Source organism: Ferrovibrio sp. (genome assembly GCF_035304305.1).
In the GTDB taxonomy this organism is placed as follows: Bacteria; Pseudomonadota; Alphaproteobacteria; order Ferrovibrionales; family Ferrovibrionaceae; genus Ferrovibrio.
In genome coordinates this window covers 1-19,703 of record NZ_DATGQG010000001.1, presented here as the reverse complement: position 1 = coordinate 19,703, position 19,703 = coordinate 1, and the positions used below count along the sequence as shown (strand labels likewise).

14 protein-coding genes, 1 tRNA gene and 1 pseudogene are annotated in these 19,703 nt (G+C 68.6%); 10 read left to right on the top strand and 6 right to left on the bottom strand.

Translation table 11 applies throughout. The annotated features are described in order from the left end of the window. Positions 1–462, bottom strand: a pseudogene (locus VKZ87_RS00080) (RcnB family protein); the annotation flags it as partial. A gap of 146 nt (positions 463–608) precedes the next feature. On the opposite strand from VKZ87_RS00080, the gene hemH reads away from it, so the two are divergent. The 5 genes from hemH to VKZ87_RS00055 all read left to right on the top strand — a co-directional run bounded on the left by hemH (position 609) and on the right by VKZ87_RS00055 (position 7,131). Further along, positions 609–1,640: a ferrochelatase gene (gene hemH, locus VKZ87_RS00075; RefSeq protein WP_324219191.1), complete on the top strand. Its 1,032-nt coding sequence runs from the start codon at positions 609–611 to the stop codon at positions 1,638–1,640. 39 nt (positions 1,641–1,679) lie between these two features. Beyond that, complete coding sequence (gene hemJ, locus VKZ87_RS00070; RefSeq protein ID WP_324219190.1) at positions 1,680–2,105, top strand: protoporphyrinogen oxidase HemJ; 426 nt, start codon at positions 1,680–1,682, stop codon at positions 2,103–2,105. Between the two features lie 62 nt (positions 2,106–2,167). Next, entirely contained in the window at positions 2,168–2,407 is a 240-nt protein-coding gene (locus tag VKZ87_RS00065) for a hypothetical protein (RefSeq protein ID WP_324219189.1), read from the top strand. Positions 2,408–2,647: 240 nt separating this feature from the next. Continuing rightward, positions 2,648–3,910, top strand: a complete 1,263-nt coding sequence (locus VKZ87_RS00060) for an efflux RND transporter periplasmic adaptor subunit (RefSeq protein ID WP_324219188.1) — start codon at positions 2,648–2,650, stop codon at positions 3,908–3,910. A 62-nt stretch (positions 3,911–3,972) separates the two neighbouring features. After that, a complete protein-coding gene (locus VKZ87_RS00055; protein ID WP_324219187.1) occupies positions 3,973–7,131 on the top strand; it encodes a multidrug efflux RND transporter permease subunit in 3,159 nt (1,052 codons plus the stop codon). 164 nt (positions 7,132–7,295) lie between these two features. Here the strand turns inward: VKZ87_RS00055 and VKZ87_RS00050 are convergent, their stop codons facing one another. Further along, positions 7,296–8,540, bottom strand: coding sequence for an adenylate/guanylate cyclase domain-containing protein (locus VKZ87_RS00050; RefSeq protein WP_324219186.1), 1,245 nt, complete (start codon positions 8,538–8,540; stop codon positions 7,296–7,298). A gap of 103 nt (positions 8,541–8,643) precedes the next feature. On the opposite strand from VKZ87_RS00050, the gene VKZ87_RS00045 reads away from it, so the two are divergent. Beyond that, positions 8,644–8,730, top strand: a tRNA-Leu gene (locus tag VKZ87_RS00045). A 177-nt stretch (positions 8,731–8,907) separates the two neighbouring features. On the opposite strand, the gene VKZ87_RS00040 is transcribed toward VKZ87_RS00045, so the two are convergent. Then, the gene (locus VKZ87_RS00040; RefSeq protein ID WP_324219185.1) at positions 8,908–9,963 is read right to left on the bottom strand and encodes a DUF2332 domain-containing protein; all 1,056 of its coding nucleotides are present in this window, start codon (positions 9,961–9,963) and stop codon (positions 8,908–8,910) included. Between the two features lie 143 nt (positions 9,964–10,106). On the opposite strand from VKZ87_RS00040, the gene VKZ87_RS00035 reads away from it, so the two are divergent. Further along, complete coding sequence (locus tag VKZ87_RS00035; RefSeq protein WP_324219184.1) at positions 10,107–12,485, top strand: HWE histidine kinase domain-containing protein; 2,379 nt, start codon at positions 10,107–10,109, stop codon at positions 12,483–12,485. Between the two features lie 186 nt (positions 12,486–12,671). On the opposite strand, the gene egtD is transcribed toward VKZ87_RS00035, so the two are convergent. The 3 genes from egtD to VKZ87_RS00020 form a co-directional block, all read right to left on the bottom strand. After that, positions 12,672–13,664 carry an L-histidine N(alpha)-methyltransferase gene (gene egtD / locus VKZ87_RS00030; protein WP_324219183.1) on the bottom strand — a complete coding sequence of 331 codons (993 nt, stop codon included), beginning with the start codon at positions 13,662–13,664 and terminating at the stop codon, positions 12,672–12,674. 8 nt (positions 13,665–13,672) lie between these two features. Continuing rightward, positions 13,673–15,001: an ergothioneine biosynthesis protein EgtB gene (egtB, locus tag VKZ87_RS00025; protein WP_324219182.1), complete on the bottom strand. Its 1,329-nt coding sequence runs from the start codon at positions 14,999–15,001 to the stop codon at positions 13,673–13,675. A gap of 236 nt (positions 15,002–15,237) precedes the next feature. Beyond that, positions 15,238–17,331: a thioredoxin domain-containing protein gene (locus tag VKZ87_RS00020; RefSeq protein ID WP_324219181.1), complete on the bottom strand. Its 2,094-nt coding sequence runs from the start codon at positions 17,329–17,331 to the stop codon at positions 15,238–15,240. Positions 17,332–17,411: 80 nt separating this feature from the next. Between VKZ87_RS00020 and VKZ87_RS00015 the strand changes: the two genes are divergently transcribed. The 3 genes from VKZ87_RS00015 to mnmE all read left to right on the top strand — a co-directional run bounded on the left by VKZ87_RS00015 (position 17,412) and on the right by mnmE (position 19,545). Then, a complete protein-coding gene (locus VKZ87_RS00015) occupies positions 17,412–17,678 on the top strand; it encodes a DUF6489 family protein (RefSeq protein WP_324219180.1) in 267 nt (88 codons plus the stop codon). A 6-nt stretch (positions 17,679–17,684) separates the two neighbouring features. Beyond that, complete coding sequence (locus VKZ87_RS00010; RefSeq protein WP_324219179.1) at positions 17,685–18,062, top strand: (2Fe-2S) ferredoxin domain-containing protein; 378 nt, start codon at positions 17,685–17,687, stop codon at positions 18,060–18,062. Between the two features lie 145 nt (positions 18,063–18,207). Continuing rightward, complete coding sequence (gene mnmE / locus VKZ87_RS00005) at positions 18,208–19,545, top strand: tRNA uridine-5-carboxymethylaminomethyl(34) synthesis GTPase MnmE (RefSeq protein WP_324219193.1); 1,338 nt, start codon at positions 18,208–18,210, stop codon at positions 19,543–19,545. Positions 19,546–19,703: the final 158 nt, after the last annotated feature.

Sequence of the window (19,703 nt, the reverse complement as noted above, 5' to 3'; positions counted from 1 at the left end):
CATCAGATCCTCGATCGCGCCGACGACGAGGCCGGTGCCGACGGCGATCAGCAGGATGTCGGTGGCGACGCGCACGTATCTGTAGCCGTCCGGCGGCACGCTCATGCGGATGCGCAGATCATGCGGCAGGTCGTGGAAGATCACATCGCGCGGCAGCGGTCGGCACAGCGCCCATTTTTTCGCCTGACCCGGCGGCATGCAGCCGTTGTTCTTCTTCGCCAGCCCCGGCGGGCAATGGCCGCGCGCGACCAGGCTGCCGTAATACTCGCGCGCGATCCTGCGGTCATGGTCGCTGATGCTGATCGCGATCGAGATGTTGCCGCCGCTGCCTTTGTGGCTTCTGGCTTGCCCCCTGGCATGAGGGGGCGGATCGGCGAAGGCCGGCGCGGCGGGCAGAAGAGCCGTGCCAGCGAGACTGACTGCAAGGGAAAGAGACAAGAGGCGCAGGGCCGCGCGAGGCATGGGATTCTCCTGAGCCGGAGAGCGGCTTCCTTCCGGAAGCCGTGTCGCCGGTTGCCGCAAGCCTGCTAGGCCATTGAGGCGATTTTGTGGAGTAAACCGTCGCCTTCGCCTTGGCGTTGCAGGGCGCTTGCTCTAACTCTTGGCCCATGCCCCAGAAAACTGCCGTCATCCTGTTCAACCTCGGCGGCCCCGACAGCCGCGCGGCGATCCAGCCCTTCCTGTTCAACCTGTTCAACGATCCGGCCATCATCCGGCTGCCGAATCCGGCGCGCTGGCTGCTGGCGCGGCTGATCTCGAAGCGGCGAGCGCCGGTGGCGGCGGACATCTACGAGCGCATGGGCGGCCGCTCGCCGATCGTGCCCGAGACCGAGGCCCAGGCCGAGGCGCTGCGCGCCGCGCTGGGCAGCGATGATACGAAGATCTTCATCGCCATGCGCTACTGGCATCCCTTCGCCGAGGATACCGCGCGCGCGGTGCGCGACTGGGGCGCGGAACGCGTCGTGCTGCTGCCGCTCTATCCGCAATTCTCGACCACCACGACGGCATCGTCCTTCCGGCAATGGCATGCGGTGGCCAAGACGGTCGGCCTGTCGGCGCCGACGACGGCGATCGGCTGCTATCCCGAGGAGCCGGGCTTCATTGCCGCCACCGTCGCCCTGCTGCGCGAAAGGCTGGCGCAGGCGGAAGCGGCGGGACCGGTGCGGATTCTCTTCTCGGCCCATGGCCTGCCGAAGAAGGTCGTGCGCGACGGCGATCCCTACCAGATGCAGGTCGAGCGCAGCGTGGCGGCCGTTCTGCGCCTGCTCGACCGTCCCGATCTGGAAACGCAGATCTGCTACCAGAGCCGCGTCGGTCCGCTGGAATGGATCGGCCCGGCGACCGATGCCGAGATCACGCGTGCGGCAAAGGACGGGCGCAGCATCGTGGTGGTGCCGATCGCCTTCGTCTCCGAGCATTCCGAAACGCTGGTCGAGCTCGATATCGAATATGCCGAGCTGGCGCATGCGCATGGCGCGAAGGGCTATTTCCGCGTGCCCACGGTCGGCGCGCATCCCGATTTCATCGCCGGGCTGGCGCGGCTGGTGCGCCATGCCGAGCCCTATGACGGCCGGGCGCGCTGCGGCAGCGGCGCGAAACCCTGCGGCAATGCCTGGCGGCGCTGCACCTGCGTGGCGTGACGCCTTGCCTCGGGCCGACGCCGCGTCGTAAACAGGCCCATGCTCTACGACTGGCTGAGGGCCCTGCACATCATTTCGGTCATCGCCTGGATGGCCGGCATGCTCTATCTGCCGCGGCTCTACGTCTATCACGCCGCATCCGAGCCGGGCTCGGCGCAATCGGAAACCTTCAAGGTGATGGAGCGCCGCCTGCTGCGCGCCATCATCACGCCGGCCATGATCGCGACCTGGGTGTTCGGCCTCTCCATGGCGACGGCCGGCGATCTCTGGGGCCAGGGCTGGCTGCATGCCAAGCTGGCGCTGCTGGTCGGCATGATGGCGATCCACGGCCTGCTGGCGCGCTGGCGGAAGGATTTCGAGGCTGACCGCAATACCCGCAGCCAGCGCTTCTACCGGTTCGTCAACGAGGTGCCGACGCTGCTGATGATCGGCATCGTCATTCTTGCTGTCGTGAAACCGTTCTGATCTCCGGAACCGCCCCGCCGGTTGCGGTTTCTTCTCCGGTACGCGCCGCGATGGGGAAGACCATGAGCAAGCAGGACAAACACGGCCGCCGGACCGGCGCCGGCAAGGCCGGGAAGCGCGAGAATCCCGGACTCGAAGTGGTGAACATCTATGGCAGCGGCCCGCTGCCGGTCGGCGAACGGGACCGCCCGGAGCCCGAGGCTGAGGATACCGCCCGGACCGAGCAGGAGAAGAATCGCGGCGCCCTCAGTACCAGCCAGAAGGGTGGCGGTCCCCAGAACGCGCCGTCCGGCAAGAATTAGTTCTTGTTCCGTTCAGAACCGGGGTGTATAGAGGCCGCGGCACGGCCGGAGCGGGCGCGCCTGTCCCGTCACTAGGCCATTGCACCAGTTCAATAATTTTGCAGCGGAGGCCCGGCACAATCGTTAAGGTGCCGCGCAACTTTCTGTCTATGACGTAACAAGCGTCACACGCGAACCGGCTTGTCCGCCTTTACCCTGCGGCATAGTTGTTCGCGCACGCGAAAGTCTGGGGGTTACTGAATGTCAATCTTGTTTCCGCGCCGGCAGCTGTTTGGCGCCGTCGCGTCTCTGGCCCTGATTCTGACCGGGACCATGGCCGGTACCGGCGATCTCCGGGCCCAGGGCGGCCCGCCCGGCCCGCCTCCGGTGACGGTGGCCAAGCCGGTGGTGAAGCCGATCGTCGAGATGGACGAATATACCGGCCGCTTCGTCGCCGCCGCCTCGGTGGACGTGCGCTCGCGGGTCAGCGGCTATCTGGAAAGCGTGCATTTCACCGATGGCAGCATGGTGAAGCAGGGCGACCTGCTGTTCACCATCGACCGTCGCACCCTGCAGGCGGCCTATAACCAGGCCCAGGCCTCGCTGAACAGCCGGCAGACCGAATTCGACCTCGCCAAGGTGGAGTTCGAGCGTTACCAGCGCCTGACCCAGACCGGCGCCGCCTCCGCCGCCGCGCTGGACCAGCGCCGGCAGCAGTTCCTCGCCGCCCAGGCCAATCTCGCCGGCGCCAAGGCTGCCGTTGAATCGGCCCGGCTGTCGCTCAGCTTCACCGAGATCCGCGCGCCGATCGCCGGCCGCATCTCGCGCAAGCTGGTCACCGAGGGCAATCTCGTGCGCGAGAACGAGACCCTGCTGACCACCATCGTGCAGCTCGATCCGATCCACTTCTATTTCGACATCGACGAGCGGTCCTTCCTCGCCTACCAGCGCATCGCCCGCGCCAATGGCGGCAACGGCCACCATGACAGCCCGAACCACAGCAACGGGGGCGGCAAGGGACTGCCGGTCGCCGTCATGCTCACCGACGAGAAGGAGTTCCGCCACAAGGGCGTGCTCGACTTCGCCGACAACCAGCTGGACCCCGAGACCGGCACCATGCGGCTGCGCGCGGTGCTGAAGAACGAGGACTTCTACCTCACGCCGGGCCTGTTCGGGCGCATCGCGGTGCCGGGCAGCCCGGAATACCAGGGCATCCTGATTCCCGACGAGGCGATCATGACCGATCTCGACCGCCGCTTCGTCTATGTCGTCGGCGCCGACGGTACCGTGCAGCAGCAGCCGATCCGCACCGGATCGCGCACCGACCGCTACCGCATCGTGCGCGAAGGCCTGAAGGGCGACGAGACCATCGTCATCAACGGGCTGCAGCGCGTCCGCATGGGCGGCGGCCGGGTCACGCCGCAGCCGGTGCAGCTGCCGCCGGTGTGGAACGGCCTGATGGCGCTCGCCGCCCAGGCGCAGGGCCAGGGCCAGGGCGGCGCACCGCAGCAGCCGAAGCAGTAACAGCCGATTGTCTGCCCGGCCTGACCCGGGTGGCCCAGTGAAAAACGGAAGGCGCGAGCGCCATGAAATTCGGACATTTCTTCGTCAACCGGCCGATCTTCGCCGCCGTGATCTCGATCATGCTGGTGATCGTCGGCGCGATCGCCTTCTTCAACCTGCCGGTCACCGAATATCCCGAGATCGCGCCGCCGCAGATCACCATCACCGCGCGCTATCCCGGCGCCAATGCCGAGACGGTGGCGCGCACGGTGGCGACGCCGATCGAGCAGGAGATCAACGGCGTCGAGAACATGCTCTACATGTCGTCCTACTCGACGGCCGACGGCACGATGCAGCTCACCGTCACCTTCAAGCAGGGCACCGATCTCGACATCGCCCAGGTGCAGGTGCAGAACCGCGTCGCCATCGCCGAGGCGCGCCTGCCCGAGGAAGTGCGGCGCCAGGGCGTGGTCACGGCCAAGCAGGCCGGCGACTTCCTCATGGTGGTGCACGTGCTCTCGCCGGATAACCGCTACGACGAGCTCTACATCGCCAACTACATGCAGCTGCGCATCCGCGAGCGGCTGATCCGCCTCGAGGGCGTCGGCAACGTCATCGTCTTCGGCGGCAGCGAATACGCCATCCGCATCTGGCTCGATCCCGACCGCCTCGCCGCTTACGGCCTGTCGGGCACCGACGTGGTGCGCGCCCTGCAGGCGCAGAACGTGCAGGTCTCGGGCGGTGCGCTGGGCCAGCAGCCGGCGCCGGACAGCAACGCGCTGCAGGCCATCGTCACGACCCAGGGACGCTTCGAGGATCCGCGGCAGTTCCGCGAGGTGATCGTGAAGGCCGGGGCGGACGGCCGGCTGGTGCGGCTCAACGACGTCGCCCGCATCGAGCTGGGCGGCCGCGACTATACCAGCCGGTCCTACCTGGACGGCACGACCGCGATCGCCATGGGCGTGTTCCAGCGCCCCGGCACCAATGCGCTGGACACCTCGGCCGCGGTGATCGCCACCATGGACGAGCTGGCGAAGGATTTTCCGCCGGGACTGGAATACACCATCGTCTACAACCCGACGACCTTCATCGACCAGTCGCTCAACGAGGTCTACAAGACGCTGATCGAGGCGATCATCCTGGTCGCGCTGGTGGTGCTGGTCTTCCTGCAGAACTGGCGCGCCGCGCTGATTCCGATCCTCGCCATTCCCGTGTCGCTGGTCGGCACCTTCGCGGTGATGCTGGCCTTCGGCTTCACGCTCAACGTGCTGACCCTGTTCGGCCTCGTGCTCGCCATCGGCATCGTGGTCGACGACGCCATCGTCGTGGTGGAGAATATCGAGCGCAACATCGCGCTCGGCATGTCGCCGCGCGATGCGGCGCACGAGACCATGGACGAGGTCGGCACGGCGGTGATCGCCATCGCCGTGGTGCTGTCGGCGGTGTTCATCCCGACCGCCTTCATCCCCGGCATCTCGGGCCAGTTCTACAAGCAGTTCGCGCTCACCATCGCGGCCGCCACCATCCTCTCGGCCTTCAACTCGCTGACGCTGTCGCCGGCGCTCGGCGTGATCCTGCTGCGCCGGCATGAGCAGGGCCATGAATCGCGCTTCGCCCCGCTGCGCTGGCTGCAGAAGGCCGCGCACGGCTTCAACACCGGCTTCGACCGCGCCAGCAGCCGCTATGCCCGCAGCGTCGGCAGCGTGGTGAAGCGGCGCTTCCTGATGCTCGGCCTCTATGCCCTGCTGGTCGGCGCCACGGTCTGGGTGTTCAATGCCGTGCCGCGCGGCTTCATCCCGCCGCTGGACCGCGGCTACTCCATCGTGGTGGTGCAGCTGCCCGACGGCGCCTCCCTGAGCCGCACCGACGAGGTGGTGCAGAAGGCGAGCCGGCTGATCGCCGACGTGCCCGGCGTGCGCAACGTGGTCGGCATCCCCGGCTTCAACGGCGCCACCTTCACCAACGCCACCAACGCGGCGGTGATGTTCACGCCGTTCATCTCGTTTGAGGAGCGCGCCGCCCAGGGTCTGTCGGACGACGTCATCATCGGCCAGATGATGGCGCGGCTGTCGGCCATCGAGGAGGCCTTCATCATCGCCATCCCGCCGCCGGCGGTGCCCGGCATCGGTTCGGGCGGCGGCTTCAAGATGCAGCTGCAGAGCCGCAACAGCGAGGATGTGCGGCCGCTGCTGGCGGCGGCCTACCAGATCATGGGCGCCGCGATGAACGAGACGACGGTGAGCAGCGTGTTCACCACCTTCTCGGCCTCGTCGCCGCAGGTCTATCTCGAGATCGACCGCGTCAAGGCGCAGATGCTGAACGTGCCGCTGGCCAATGTGTTCGAGACCCTGCAGGTCAATCTCGGCCAGGCCTATGTGAACGACTTCAACGCGTTCGGCCGCATCTTCCAGGTGCGCGCCCAGGCCGATGCGCCGTTCCGCCTCGACAAGGAGGACATCGCGCGGCTGAAGGTGCGTTCGGCCACCGGCGAGCTGGTGCCGATGGGCACCCTGGTCGAGATCCGCGAGACCGCGGGCCCCGACCTGGTGCAGCGCTACAACAACTTCGTCTCGGTGCCGCTGCAGGGCAACACGCCGCCCGGCGTCTCCACCGGCACCTCGCTGGACACGATGGAGCGGCTGGCGAACCAGATCCTGCAGCCGGGCCAGACCTTCGAATGGACCGAGATCGCGCTGCAGGAACGCACCGCCGGCAACGCGGTCTGGATCTTCATGCTGTCGGTCACCTTCGTCTTCCTGGCGCTGGCGGCGCAGTACGAAAGCTGGGTCCTGCCGCTCGCCATCATGCTGATCGTGCCGATGAGCGCGCTGTTCGCCCTGCTCGGCGTCTGGGGCGCCGGCATCGACAACAACGTGCTGGTGCAGATCGGCCTTGTCGTGCTGATCGGCCTGGCGGCGAAGAACGCGATCCTGATCGTCGAATTCGCCCGCCAGCAGGAGCATGAGGGCAAGGACCCGATTGCCGGCGTGATCGAGGCCTGCCGGCTGCGCCTGCGTCCGATTCTGATGACCGCGCTGGCCTTCATCCTCGGCGTGGTGCCGCTGGTGACGGCGACCGGCGCCGGCGCCGAGATGCGCCGCGCGCTCGGCACCGCGGTCTTCTCCGGCATGATCGGCGTCACCCTGATCGGCCTGTTCCTGACGCCGGTCTTCTACGTGGTGCTGCGCCACCTGATCGGCGGCCGCCGCAAGGTCGTGACGGCCGCGCATCCGGCGGAGTAAGGCGGCGGCAGGCTGCCGTTACACACTCGAGTGTCATGGCCGGGCCTGTCCCGGCCATGACAGTCGCAGCCATCCGCATCGGTGCCGCCACCGGAAGCCGTCACCCTCGCGCTTTGCGCAAGGGTCCATGCGACGGTTCCGTTGCGCCGATGGTGTCGTGAGACTCACCCCCGCAGGGCGGCGGGATCCAGCGTGTAGAGTTCCTGCGGCGTCTCGACGCCGCGCAGCGCGTAGCGGCCGAGCGAGACGGCTTCTTCCTTCAGCCCGCCGGCGGCGCGGCAGAAGGCGGCCGAGAAGATCACCGGCTGCTCCACCGAGCGGCTGAGCCCCGAGATGCGCGACAGCTCGTTCACCGCCGGACCGACCACGGTGAAATCCAGCCGGTCCTCGCCGCCGAAATTGCCGTAGAGCACGTCGCCGACATGCAGGGCGACCGACATGTCGGTCACCGGCAGGCCCTTGTTGGCGCGCTGGTTGCGCACCTCGCGCAGGCGCTTGACGTTGTTGCGCAGGGCGGCCAGCGCGGCATGGCTGGCGGCATGCAGCGCATTCTCGCGGCCCGGCTCGCAGCGGAAGATGGCGAGGATGCCGTCGCCGACGAATTTCAGCACCTCGCCGCCCTCGGCATGGATCGCCGCCACCGCGGCGCCGGTATAGTCGTTGAGCAGCGGGATGATCAGCTCGGGCGAGACGGTATCCACCAGCTTGGTGAAGCCGCGCAGGTCGCTGAACCACAGTGCCGCCGAAAGCCGCTCGGCATCACCGCGGGTGATGGTGCCCGACAGCACGCGGCGCGCGGCATCGCGGCCCAGATAGGTTTCCGCCAGCGTGTCGGCGATGCGGCGCACGCTGGCCGAGCGCACCGCGGCGGCGGCAAAGGGCAGCAGGGCGGTCAGCGTCTCGATCTGCTGCTCGCTGTAACCCTCGGGATGGCGCGTGGTCCAGGAGGCATAGATGGAGTCGAGCTGGCCGATGATGCCCTTCTCGCCGAAGCGCGTCATGGTGACGAGGTAATCGGTGAAGCCCTGCTCGGCGAGATCGGCCAGCACGGGATAGGGCCAGGGGCCGTTATGGCCGAGGATGCGGCAGCGGAACATGTCCTCGCCGCTGGTCTCCAGATGGTAGAAGGGGCTTTCGCGCCATTTGCGGTCGCCGTCGGCGGTCATCGAGCGGCCGAATTCATGCAGCCCGATGTCGTTCATGTCCTCGTGCCAGACGAAGATGCGGCCGGCCAGCACCGGGTGGAGCGTGTCGGCGCCCAGCATGGCGCGGGCGACCGGAATGCCCGCCTCGTTCAGCCTGTTGCAGAAGCGCGCGAGAATCTCGCCCTCGTTCAGTCCGTTGAGCGAGGCGTCGGCGATCGAGCTGGCGATGCGGGTGAAGACGGCGGGATCCATGCCGGCCAGCATATAGGAGCCGCATGGCGAAAAGACGAGAGGCTGGCCAGAATCGGCCGGCGGCGGGAGGACCGGCGATTGACCCGTCTCCGGCCGGGCCCTAGAGAGGGAGCGTGCCCGCTTGGCGGAATTGGTAGACGCACAGGACTTAAAATCCTGAGGCCGCAAGGCCGTGCCGGTTCGAGTCCGGCAGCGGGCACCATGTTTTCTGCATCTTTCTTGATGTCATGGCCGGGCTGGTCCCGGCCATGACAAGGATTAATGGTTCTGTTTCCGCACCCGGCCCGACCCAGCACAGTTCGTCACCCGCGGCACTGCCGCGCCCGGCATGACAGCGTCTCGAGCCGGACTCCCTCCGGGAATGGCAATGCGTGCAGTTCTACCCCAGCCACCGGATCCAGCGGCCGTGGTAGTCGCCGACGGCGAGGCGGCGGGTGCGGTTGCCCGGCCATAGCGTCAGCGTGAGATCGGCGCCGTCGCTGGCGTCGCCGGGTTCGAAGGCCAGCCAGGCGAGCGGGGCCGCTTCCGTCGCCGTCCTGCCGGCCTCCTGCATGGCCTGCGCGATGGCGCGCTGCTCGTCGTCGGGGATGTATTGCCACATGATCGAGTGATAGAGCACGAAGGCGGCGTCCTTCGGCCGCGCGGCCAGCTGACGGGCGACGAAGGCGCCGGCGCGCATCGCCTCGACCTGTGTTTTCTGCCGGCGCGCATGATCGATGGCGGCGGCGACGCGGCGCAGCCGGGCCTCCTGGTCGGCCCAGATATAGGAGAGCAGCCGGCGGCACTGCGCATCGTCGGTCAGATTGAGCGGCGCAACATCGCAGGCGGCGCGGCTGCGTACCGAGAGCGCAGCAAGCGGCGGCGTGCCGCCCTGCCAGTCGGCGCGGAGCGTGAGCGGCGCCGGCTCGCGCAGGCTCCAGCGCCAGCTGCCGAACATGTAGGCGTAGGAATCCCAGAACTGGTTGAGCCCGGCGCTGGCGCCGATCTCGTTCAGCGCCAGCGGCCGCCGCAGCCTGGCCGCGATGACCTGGAAGCCGCCGAGCAGCACGGCGGAACGCTGCGGGTCGTTGGTCTGCGGCGGACTCCGCAGATACTCCTGCAGCCGGGCATTGTGGCGGGTCAGCGCGGCCTCGAGCAGCGCGGCCTCGACGCGCCGCGCGCGGTAGGCGGCCGCGAGTTCGGCATCGGCATTCTCCAGCACCACGCGATGCAGCGCGCCGGCCACCCGCAGGGCCAGCGCATCGGCCTTCGGGTCGCCGGGCCAGTCCAGCAGGGACGCGGCCCAGGGCGGGGCGGCGCGGAGCCTTGCGGCCAGGATTTCGAGCAGCGCGGCCGTGAAAGGCGAGCCGAGCTGGCGGCAATGGTCCGCCTGCTCGCGGAAATGGGCGATGATGGTCTCCGGCTTCGCCATGGCCGCCATCTGAGCGGCCGGCATCGGCGCCGTCCAGCTTTCCGGCGCGGACCGGCGATCTTCCGCACACGTCCTGTTGCCTTTCTGGTTGTGTAATCTGGACCTTGGATGAGAATGGTCCGGACATGCGCGCGCCGATGACGGGCGGGGGGCAAAGCGGCGGCGGAATGGGCCGCATCGGGATGGGCCGTATCACCGGTGTGTGGGGCGCTGCCTTTGCCGCCTTCGTCGTGGTCATCGTCGCCTTCTGGGCCCTCACGGCCTGGCATGACCGCCGCCTGACCATCGAGAATGCGCAGCGCCAGGTCGGCGCCACCGCCTGGCTGATGGCGGCCCATGCCGAGAGCGCCATCGGCGCCGCCGACAAGGTACTGCTGTCCGTCGTCGCCGACCGCAGCAACCAGCGGCCCAGCGCCGCCTACGGGCCACGGCTGTATCTGCAGCTCAGGCAGCTGCTGGCCGGATCGCCGCAGCTCGGCGCCGCCTGGCTGCTCGATGCCGAGGGCATGCTGGTGGCGGACTCGCTGCATGCGGTACCCGAGCCGCTGAATCTCGCCGATCGCAGCTATTTCCGCGCCCATCGCGATCATCCTGCGCAGGATCTGCTGATCGAGACCGCCGAACTCGGCGCGGTCACCGATCGCGAGCGTTTCACCATGAGCCGGGCGGTCCGCGGCAGCGGCGGCGAATTCCGCGGCGTGATGGTGGTCGGCATCTTCACCGACTATTTCTCCGACCTCTACCGCGATACCGACCTGGCCGACGAGGTGCGCTCCTCGCTGCATCTGCTGGACGGCACGCTGGTGGCCGCCTGGCCGCCGATGCCGGAGCGTTTCGATCCTTCCTGGATGATCGAGCTCAGCGGCCGGATCGAACTGGGCGAAACCGAGGGCGGCCGCATCATCCGCCGCGACCGCAGCGACTATGTGATCGCCTGGAAGCGCCTGACCGACATCCCCGCCTTCGTCGCGACGGCGCAGCCGGTTGCCGCCCTGCTCGGCGACTGGCGCGAACGCGCGGCGTTCGGCGGCCTGCTCGTGCTCTGCGCCATCGGCGGCTTCGCCGTGATCGCCTGGCGCGGCTGGCGCGGCGCGCGGGCGGAGGCGGTGGCGCAGCGGGCCCTGCGCCATGCCTATGACGATCTCGACCGCCGCATCGCCGAACGCACGGCCGAACTGGCGGAGAGCGAGGCGCTGGCGCAGCGCCGCCTGCTGGAACTGGAGGCGCTCTATGCCGAGGCGCCGGTCGGGCTGGCCCTGTACGACCGCGACCTCAACCTGCTGCGCATCAACGAGGCGCTGGCGCGCGCGATCGAGCTGACGGTGGCGGACAGCCTCCGCCGGCCGCTCGGCGAGCTGATGCCCGATGCCAGCAGGATTTCAGCGGGATATATCCGGCGGGTTTTCGAGACCGGCGAGGCGCGGGCGGGCGTCGAACTGCGCGGCCGGTCGCATCGCGTGCCCGAGACCGAGCGGATCTGGATCGAGGATTACTACCCGGTGCGGGATTCGGCCGGCGACGTGGTCGCGGTCGGCGTCATCTATCTCGACGTCAGCGAGCGGGTGCGCGCCGAGGATGCCCTGCGCGAGAGCGACCGGCGCATGCAGCTGGCCCAGGAGGCCGGCGGCATGGGCCTGTGGGACTGGGACATGAAGAGCGGCCGGACGGTGCGCACGGACGGCTTCTACCATGTCTGGGGCCTGCCGCCGGAACGCTTTGCCGCCAATGCGAGCTTCCTCGACCTGGTGCTGCCGGCCGACCGTCCGCGTGCCGCCGCCGATGTCGCGGCCGCCATCGAGAGCGGCCGGCCCTATCACAGCGAATTCCGCGTGCCGCAGCCCGACGGCGCGATCCGCTGGCTGGAGCAGCGCGGCGAGGTGCGGCGCGACGGGGCCGGCCAACCGGTGCGGATGATCGGCGTCTGCCTCGACGTCACCGCGCGCAAGCTGGTCGAGGAACGCATGAAGATGCTGGCCGCCGAGGTGGATCACCGCAGCAAGAACGTGCTGGCCATCGTGCAGTCGATGCTGCAGCTCACCCGCGCCGATACGGTGGAGGAATTCCGCGCCGCCGTGCATGGCCGCGTCGCGGCGCTCGGCCGCGCCCATGGCCTGCTGTCGGAAAGCCGCTGGGAGGGCGCGGAGCTGAATCGCATGGTCGAGGACGAGCTGGCGCCCTATCGCGGCGCCGGTCGCGTGCGGATCGCCGGCGATCAGCTGCTGCTGCCGCCGAGCGTGGCACAGGCGCTGTCGGTGGCCTTGCACGAGCTTGCCACCAACGCGGCGAAATACGGCGCCCTTTCGACGGCCGGCGGGCGCGTCGCCATCGAATGGGTGCTGAATGACGGCTGGCTGCGCCTGATCTGGCAGGAGACCGGCGGCCCGCCGGTGTCGCCGCCGAAGCGGCGCGGCTTCGGCTCGCGGGTGATCGAGCGCGTGGTGATCGCGCAGCTGGAAGGCGACGTGCGCTTCGACTGGCGCAGCAGCGGCCTGCTCTGCGCCATCGCGGTGCCGCTGCACCGGCCGGCCGATGGCAGCGCGGTTTGAGCGTCAGCGCTGATCGTCAGAGAAGAGAGAGACGGCGGAAAACAAGCGGGCGGCGCGCCGGCGCTGTGCAGCAGCCAGACACGCCGCCCGCCGCCCCCCTCCTGGGCCCCGTGCGGCACGCAAGCTAGCGCGGCCGGGCCGGGCCGGCGCAATAACTTTACGATAATGGCAGATGCGGGCGTGGCGCTAGGGCGCGGCGAGCCAGTGCAGGCTGAACAGCCGGTCCGGGTCGCACCACACGGCGCGCGTGCGGAAGCCCGCCTGTTCGGCGATGCGGCGGAAGCCGGCCAGCGTGTATTTGCAGGAATTCTCGGTATGGATGCTCTCGCCCGCGGCGAAATCGTAGCGCCGCGTGCCGCCATCGGGCGCGGCGACGCGGATGCTCTGCGCGCGCCGGCTGACCAGATGCATTTCGATCCGCTGCAGCAGCGGATGATAGAAGGCGTAGTGATCGAAGGCTTCGGGATCGGCATCGCCGCCAAGCTCGGCATTGATGCGGTAGAGCAGGTTGCGGTTGAACTCCGCGGTGACGCCGGCCGCATCGTTGTAGGCGGCATGCAGGATGGCGGGAGTCTTCACCAGGTCGACGCCAATCAGCAGGCCGCCGCCGGACAGGAAGGTGGCCGCGCCGCGCAGGAAGTCGCGCGCCTCCTCAGGCGTGAAGTTGCCGATGCTGGAGCCGGGAAAGAAGCCGACGCGCCGGGCCCGCGGCGGCAGCGGCGGCAGATCGAAGCCGGCGGTGAAATCGGCCACGATGGGCGCGACATGCAGGCCGGGATGATCGATCTTCAGCGCCGCGGCATTGGCCTGCAGATGCTCGCCCGAAATGTCGATCGGCAGATAGGCGACCAGGTCGCGCATGGCGCCGAGCAGGATGCGCACCTTGCGCAGCGCGCCGGCGCCGAACTCGAACAGCGCCGCGTCGGGCCCGATGGCGTCGGCGATCTCTTCGGCATGGCGTTCGAGCAGCGCGATCTCGGTGCGCGTCGGATAGTATTCCGGCAATTCGCAGATGCGCTCGAAGAGTTCGGAGCCGCGCCGGTCGTAGAAGAATTTCGCCGGCAGGGATTTCGGCATGTGGCTGAAACCGTGATGGACCGCGGCGGCAAAGGCCTCGCCGGGATCGGCTGCGGCCTGCTGCGGCGCCTCGCTGCGCCGCTTCAGGGTTATTGGTGCCATGCGACCCCTTATGCGTCTTCCGCGAGGCGGATGCCGGAGAACTGCCAGCGCGCGGCCGGCGGGAAGAAGTTGCGGTAGCTCGGCCGGATATGGCCCGGCGGCGTGACGCAGGACCCGCCGCGCAGCACCATCTGGCTGACCATGAACTTGCCGTTGTACTCGCCGACCGCGCCGGCCGCCGGGCGGAAGCCGGGATAGGGCTCGTAGGCCGAGCGGGTCCATTCCCACACCTCGCCGAACATCTGCAGCACCCCGGCCGGCGTGTTGCAGCAGCGCGGATGCGGCGACAGGCGGTCGAGGAAATGTCCGTTGGCGCGCCGCAGCGGCGAGCGCGCCGCATGCTCCCATTCGGCTTCGGTCGGCAGCCGCCTGCCGGCCCATTCCGCAAAGGCCGCCGCCTCGTAGAAGGAGACATGGCAGACCGGTTCGGCCGGATCGACGGCGCGGCGGCCGTTCAGCGTGTAGATCTGCCAGGAGCCGCGGGGACTGCGCGACCAGTAGAGCGGCGCCTGCCACTCTTCCTGCTGCACCATCGCCCAGCCGTCCGACAGCCAGAATTCCGGTCGCTGGTAGCCGCCATCCTCCATGAAGGCGAGATATTCGCCGCAGGTCACCGGCCGCGTGGCGATGCGGAAGGGCCGCAGCAGCACCTCGTGCTGCGGGCCCTCGTTGTCGAAGGCAAAGCCGTCGCCGTCATGGCCGATGGTGACGATGCCGCCCTCGAAGGCGACGAACTCCATCGGCGCGGCGGCCTCGCGGGTATAGGTCTGCGGCGGCAGATAGGCCGGCGCGAAGGGATGCTTCGCCAGCGCATGCTTGATGTCGGTGAGCAGCAGCTCCTGGTGCTGCTGCTCGTGGGCGAGGCCAAGCTCGACCAGCGGCGCGATGGCCTCGAGGGTGCCGGGATCGGCCTGGCCGATCAGTTCGGTCATCGCCGCGTCGACATAGCGGCGGTACTGCGCCACCGCGCCGGCGGTGGGGCGGCTGAGCAGGCCGCGCTCCGGCCGCGGCTGCCGCGGCCCGACCGCCTCGTAATAGGAATTGAACAGATAGCCGAAATGCTCGTCGAAGACGCAGTAGCCGCTCAGATACGGCTGCAGCAGGAAGGTCTCGAAGAACCAGGTGACATGGGCGCGATGCCATTTCGTCGGGCTGGCCTCGGGCATCGACTGCAGCATCTGGTCTTCCGGCGAGAGCGGCTGCGCCAGCTGCTCGGTGAGCTGCCGCACCTGGCGGTAGCGCCGCAGCAGGTCGCTGCGGAGATCGTCGCGCAGATCCGCGCCGGACCGCTGCTCGCCGCTGCCCAGCGTGCCATCGATCGCGAGGGTCTGGTTCATCCGGCAGCTCTCCCTTCCGGCTCCGCCTGCGGCCGCGCCGCAGCCGTTTTTCAACGCGGGGACCGGTATTTTGTTCCCGTGCCGTACCGATATGGAGCGGCAACGGCGGATGACTAGGCCGCTCTCAGGCTATCCCGCGCGAAGCGGCGCTTTTGTGATCTTTCCGGAATATTGTCCTGAGGCGGCTGGTGCCGCTCTTTCACATCGCCATGCCGGCCGAAGGCCGAGCCGGGTGGTTACACCGCCCGCGTGGCCTTGAGCGATGCGATCAATTCGCCCGGGGTGGTGACCGGCAGGCCGCAGGTGGGGCCGAGGCAGACATAGGCGGTGGGTTTGCCGTCGACCTGCGTCTTGCCATGGGCCGGATGGGTTTCCGGCAGGCCGGCATCGGGCGCCACCACCTGCAGGATGCGGTTGGGCAGCGAGACCTTGTAGGCGGCGCGCACCAGCGCTTCGGTGTCCGGCTCGCCGCGGCGGCCGATGATCGCGACCTGCACGGCGTTGTTGTAGAGGTCGAAGCCGTTCAGATAGGCGCCCATCGGGAAGAAGTTGCGCGCCACCTCGCCGGCGAAGGCGTCCAGCAGGCTCTGCGCCCGTTCGCGCCAGTCGAGCTCGCCGGTGAGATACCACAGCCGCGCGAAGACGCCGGTCAGCAGGCCGTTGCCCGACGGCGTGGCATTGTCGGCCGCCGTGCGCGTGCGCGCGATCAGCGCCTCGGCCTGCTTCGCGGTGAGGAAATAGCCGCCGTTCACCGCGTCGGCATAGTCGGACTCGATCACCGCGCCCCAGCGTTTCGCCCGGTCGAGATACTCCGCCTCGCCGGTCGCCTCATACAGCGCCAGCGCGGCGCGCATCATGCTGGCGTAATCGTCCAGCAGGCCGGGGAAGACCAGCTGCCCGTTGCGGAAGCTGTGGCCGAGCCGGTCGCCCCGGCTCATCGCGGCGGTGACGAAGGCGAAGGCGCGCTGCGCCGCCGCCAGCCAGTCGGGCCGGTCATACTGCAGCGCGAGTTCGGCCAGCGCCGCGATCATCAGGCCGTTCCAGTCCGCCAGCACCTTGTCATCGCGGCCGGGTTTGACGCGCGTCTCGCGCGCCATGAACAGCGCCTCGCGGGCGCGCGCCAGGCGCGCTTCGGTCTCGCTGTTGCCCAGTTCGGGCGACAGCGAGCGGCGCAGGATCGTCTTGTGCTCCCAGTTGCCTTCCGGCGTCACGTCATAGGCGAGGCAGAACAGCCGGGCCTCGTCGGGCGGCAGCAGCGCGTCGATCTCGGCCTTCTGCCAGACATAGAACCTGCCTTCCTCGCCTTCCGAGTCCGCGTCCTGCGTGGCGGCGAAGGCACCCCCGTCCGCCGTCATCTCGCGCAGGCACCAGGCGACGGTTTCCTCGATGCGCTGGCGCAGCAGCGCATCCTCGGTCTCCGCCTGCACCATCGCCATATGGCCGAGCAGCTGCGCGTTGTCGTAGAGCATCTTCTCGAAATGCGGCGCCAGCCATTCGGCGTCCGTCGAGTAGCGCGCGAAGCCGCCGCCGAGATGGTCGTAGATGCCGCCCTGCGCCATGCGCGTGATCGTGTTGATCACCGCGATGGAATAGTCGGGCCTGCCGGTGCGCAGATAGGCGCGCCAGAGCAGGTCGAACAGGCCGGTCTGCGGGAATTTCGGCGCCGCGCCGATGCCGCCATGCTCGGGATCGACATGGCCGAGCAGCTGGTCGGCGACCTGGTCGAGCACGTTGTTGGACAGTTCCAGCCGGTCGCGCGACTGCGGTTTGGCCATGCCGCGCAGGCCGTCCACCAGCATCTTCGTGTTCTGCGCCACCGCCGCCTTGTTGTCGCGCCAGGCCTCGTGGACCTTGACCAGCACCTCCCTGAATCCCGGCCGGCCGTAGCGGGATTCCGGCGGGAAATACGTGCCGCCCCAGAAGGGCTCGCCCTTCGGCGTGAGGAACATGGTGAGTGGCCAGCCGCCATGCTCGCCCAGCAGATGCAGCGCGTTCATGTAGATGGCGTCGATGTCGGGACGTTCCTCGCGGTCGACCTTGATGTTGACGAACAGCTCGTTCATCACCGCCGCGATCTCGGGATTCTCGAAACTCTCATGGGCCATCACATGGCACCAGTGGCAGGCGGCATAGCCGATGCTGAGCAGGATCGGCTTGCCGGCCGCCTCGGCCGCCTTCAGCACCTCGGGCGACCAGACCTGCCAGTGGACCGGGTTGTCGCGGTGCTGCTGCAGGTAGGGCGAGGCGGCCTGGTCGAGGTTGTTCCTGTCCAGTACCACGCTGCCCGGATTGCCTCTGCCCGGATTGCCTCTGTCGGTGTTTGCGGCCATGCTAAGGTATCCGCCCTCGGTTCCTGTGCTGTTTTTCTACAGCCTGAGTTCTGCCGGGCCCCTGCTGCGGAGCGCTGCCGATGAAGATAACAGTCAATGTCGACTGCACGCCAGAGGAAGCCCGCCGTTTCCTCGGCCTGCCGGACGTGCAGCCGCTGCAGGATGCCGTCATGCAGCAGCTGCAGGAACGCATGATGTCCTCCCTCAACGCCATGGACCCGGAAACGTTGCTGCGGACCTGGGCGCCGCTGGGCCTGCAGAATCTGGAGCAGATCCAGAAGTTCTTTTTCAGCCAGCTGCAGGGCGGCTTCGGCGGCGGCACCTCATCCACGGACAAGAAGAAGTAGCTGCGAATGGCAAGGCTTCCCGGCGATCCCGCCGATTTCTACAAGGCGCATATCTTCGTCTGCACCAACGAACGGCCGGAGAACCATCCGCGCGGCTCCTGCGGCCGCAAGGGCTCCGAGAAGCTGCGCAACTACATGAAGGTCCGCGCCAAGGAGATGGGGCTGGACCTGGCCGACGGGGTCCGTGTCAACAATGCCGGCTGCCTGGAGCGCTGCGAGCTCGGCCCGACCATCGTGATCTATCCCGACGGCATCTGGTACCGCGCCGAGAGTTTCGCCGATATCGACGAGATTCTCGAGACGCATGTGAAGAACGGCGGCCGGGTTGCGCGCCTGATGCTGAAACCCGAAGACGGCCCGGATCATTCCAGGAAGAAAAAGTGAGTCCGGACTTGCGGATGTCTTCTCCTTCGTCATGCCCGGCCGGAGGCCGGGCATCCGTTCCCGCGATCCGCCTGGCGGAACCCTCGCATGGACCCTCGGCTGGCGCCGAGGGTGACGGTCTTGGGGCTGACGGACGGCTGTGACCATCGCCAGCACCATCTACGCGCTGTCCTCCGCGCCGGGGCGTGCCGGCGTGGCGGTCGTGCGCGTGAGCGGGCCGCAGGCCGGCGATGCGGTGATCGCGCTGTGCGGCGACCTGCCCAAGCACCGCTTCGCGAGCCTGCGCAAGCTGCGCAACGCCGAGGGCGTGCCGATCGACGAGGCGCTGGTGCTGTGGTTCGAGAAGCCGAACAGCTTCACCGGCGAGGATGTCGCCGAGCTGCACATCCATGGCGGCCGCGCCGTGCTGGCGGCCTTGTTCGAGGCGCTGGCGAAGGTGCCGGGGCTGCGGCTGGCCGAGCCGGGCGAGTTCAGCCGCCGCGCCTTCGAGAACGGCCGCCTCGATCTCACCGAGGCCGAGGGGCTCGGCGACCTGATCAATGCCGAGACCGAGGCGCAGAGGCGCCAGGCCCTGCGCCAGATGCAGGGTGGCCTGAGCGATCTCTACGAGGGCTGGCGCGCCAGGCTGACGCATGCGCTGGCGCATCTCGAGGCCGATATCGACTTCGCCGACGAGGACCTGCCCGAGGGCGTGGCGGCCGAGGTGCGGCCGCAGGTGGCGCGGCTGCGCGAGGAGATTGCCGGTCATCTCGCCGACAACCGCCGCGGCGAGCGGCTGCGCGACGGCCTGATGGTGGCGATCCTCGGCGCGCCGAATGTCGGCAAGTCGTCGCTGCTCAACGCGCTGGCGCGGCGCGAGGCGGCCATCGTCTCCGACCTGCCCGGCACCACGCGCGACGTGATCGAGGTGCATCTCGATCTCGGCGGCTATCCGGTGATCCTCGCCGACACGGCGGGCCTGCGCGACACCGCCGACATGGTGGAGAACGAGGGCGTCAGGCGGGCGCTGAAACGCGCCGAGGCGGCGGACCTGAAGCTGGTGGTGCTGGACGCGACGCGGGACGTCGTGCCGCCGGAAACGCTGCAGCTGATCGACCGGGATGCCATCGTGATCGCCAACAAGATCGATGCCGGCAGCATTCCGGAGAATTACACGATCAACGGCCGGCCGGTGCTGCCGGTCTCGGTGCGCAGCCGCGAGGGCATGGACGCGCTGCTGGCGGCGCTGGAGCAGGAGGTCACCGCGCGCATCGGCCTCACCGGCTCGGCCGGCATCACCCGCGCGCGCCATCGCGAGGCGCTGACCGACTGCGTCGCCGCGCTCGACCGCTTCCTCGCCGGCAACGGCCGCAACAACCAGGCGCCGGAACTGGCCGCCGAGGACGTGCGGCTGGCGGCGCGCAGCCTGGGCCGCATCACCGGCCGCATCGACGTGGAAGACCTGCTCGACGTGATCTTCCGCGACTTCTGCATCGGGAAGTGACGATTGCCCTGTCGCGTGGCGGCGGTCTTCGGCTAACGTCGCTTCGTTGAAAGGGTGATCCCGCATGGATGACAGCGACAGGCAGGCGCCGGAGGTGGAGTTCACCGAGGGCTGCTGGGACATGGCGGCGCTGCCCGAGCCGCTGCTGCGGCGCGCCT

Excerpts from the sequence above, each read along its gene's own strand:
- hemH (WP_324219191.1), top strand. The coding sequence starts at position 609 with ATGCCCCAGAAAACTGCCGTCATCCTGTTCAACCTCGGCGGCCCCGAC.
- hemJ (WP_324219190.1), top strand. The coding sequence starts at position 1,680 with ATGCTCTACGACTGGCTGAGGGCCCTGCACATCATTTCGGTCATCGCC.
- VKZ87_RS00065 (WP_324219189.1), top strand. The coding sequence starts at position 2,168 with ATGAGCAAGCAGGACAAACACGGCCGCCGGACCGGCGCCGGCAAGGCC.
- VKZ87_RS00060 (WP_324219188.1), top strand. The coding sequence starts at position 2,648 with ATGTCAATCTTGTTTCCGCGCCGGCAGCTGTTTGGCGCCGTCGCGTCT.
- VKZ87_RS00055 (WP_324219187.1), top strand. The coding sequence starts at position 3,973 with ATGAAATTCGGACATTTCTTCGTCAACCGGCCGATCTTCGCCGCCGTG.
- VKZ87_RS00050 (WP_324219186.1), bottom strand. The coding sequence starts at position 8,540 with ATGCTGGCCGGCATGGATCCCGCCGTCTTCACCCGCATCGCCAGCTCG.
- VKZ87_RS00040 (WP_324219185.1), bottom strand. The coding sequence starts at position 9,963 with ATGCCGGCCGCTCAGATGGCGGCCATGGCGAAGCCGGAGACCATCATC.
- VKZ87_RS00035 (WP_324219184.1), top strand. The coding sequence starts at position 10,107 with ATGGGCCGCATCGGGATGGGCCGTATCACCGGTGTGTGGGGCGCTGCC.
- egtD (WP_324219183.1), bottom strand. The coding sequence starts at position 13,664 with ATGGCACCAATAACCCTGAAGCGGCGCAGCGAGGCGCCGCAGCAGGCC.
- egtB (WP_324219182.1), bottom strand. The coding sequence starts at position 15,001 with ATGAACCAGACCCTCGCGATCGATGGCACGCTGGGCAGCGGCGAGCAG.
- VKZ87_RS00020 (WP_324219181.1), bottom strand. The coding sequence starts at position 17,331 with ATGGCCGCAAACACCGACAGAGGCAATCCGGGCAGAGGCAATCCGGGC.
- VKZ87_RS00015 (WP_324219180.1), top strand. The coding sequence starts at position 17,412 with ATGAAGATAACAGTCAATGTCGACTGCACGCCAGAGGAAGCCCGCCGT.
- VKZ87_RS00010 (WP_324219179.1), top strand. The coding sequence starts at position 17,685 with ATGGCAAGGCTTCCCGGCGATCCCGCCGATTTCTACAAGGCGCATATC.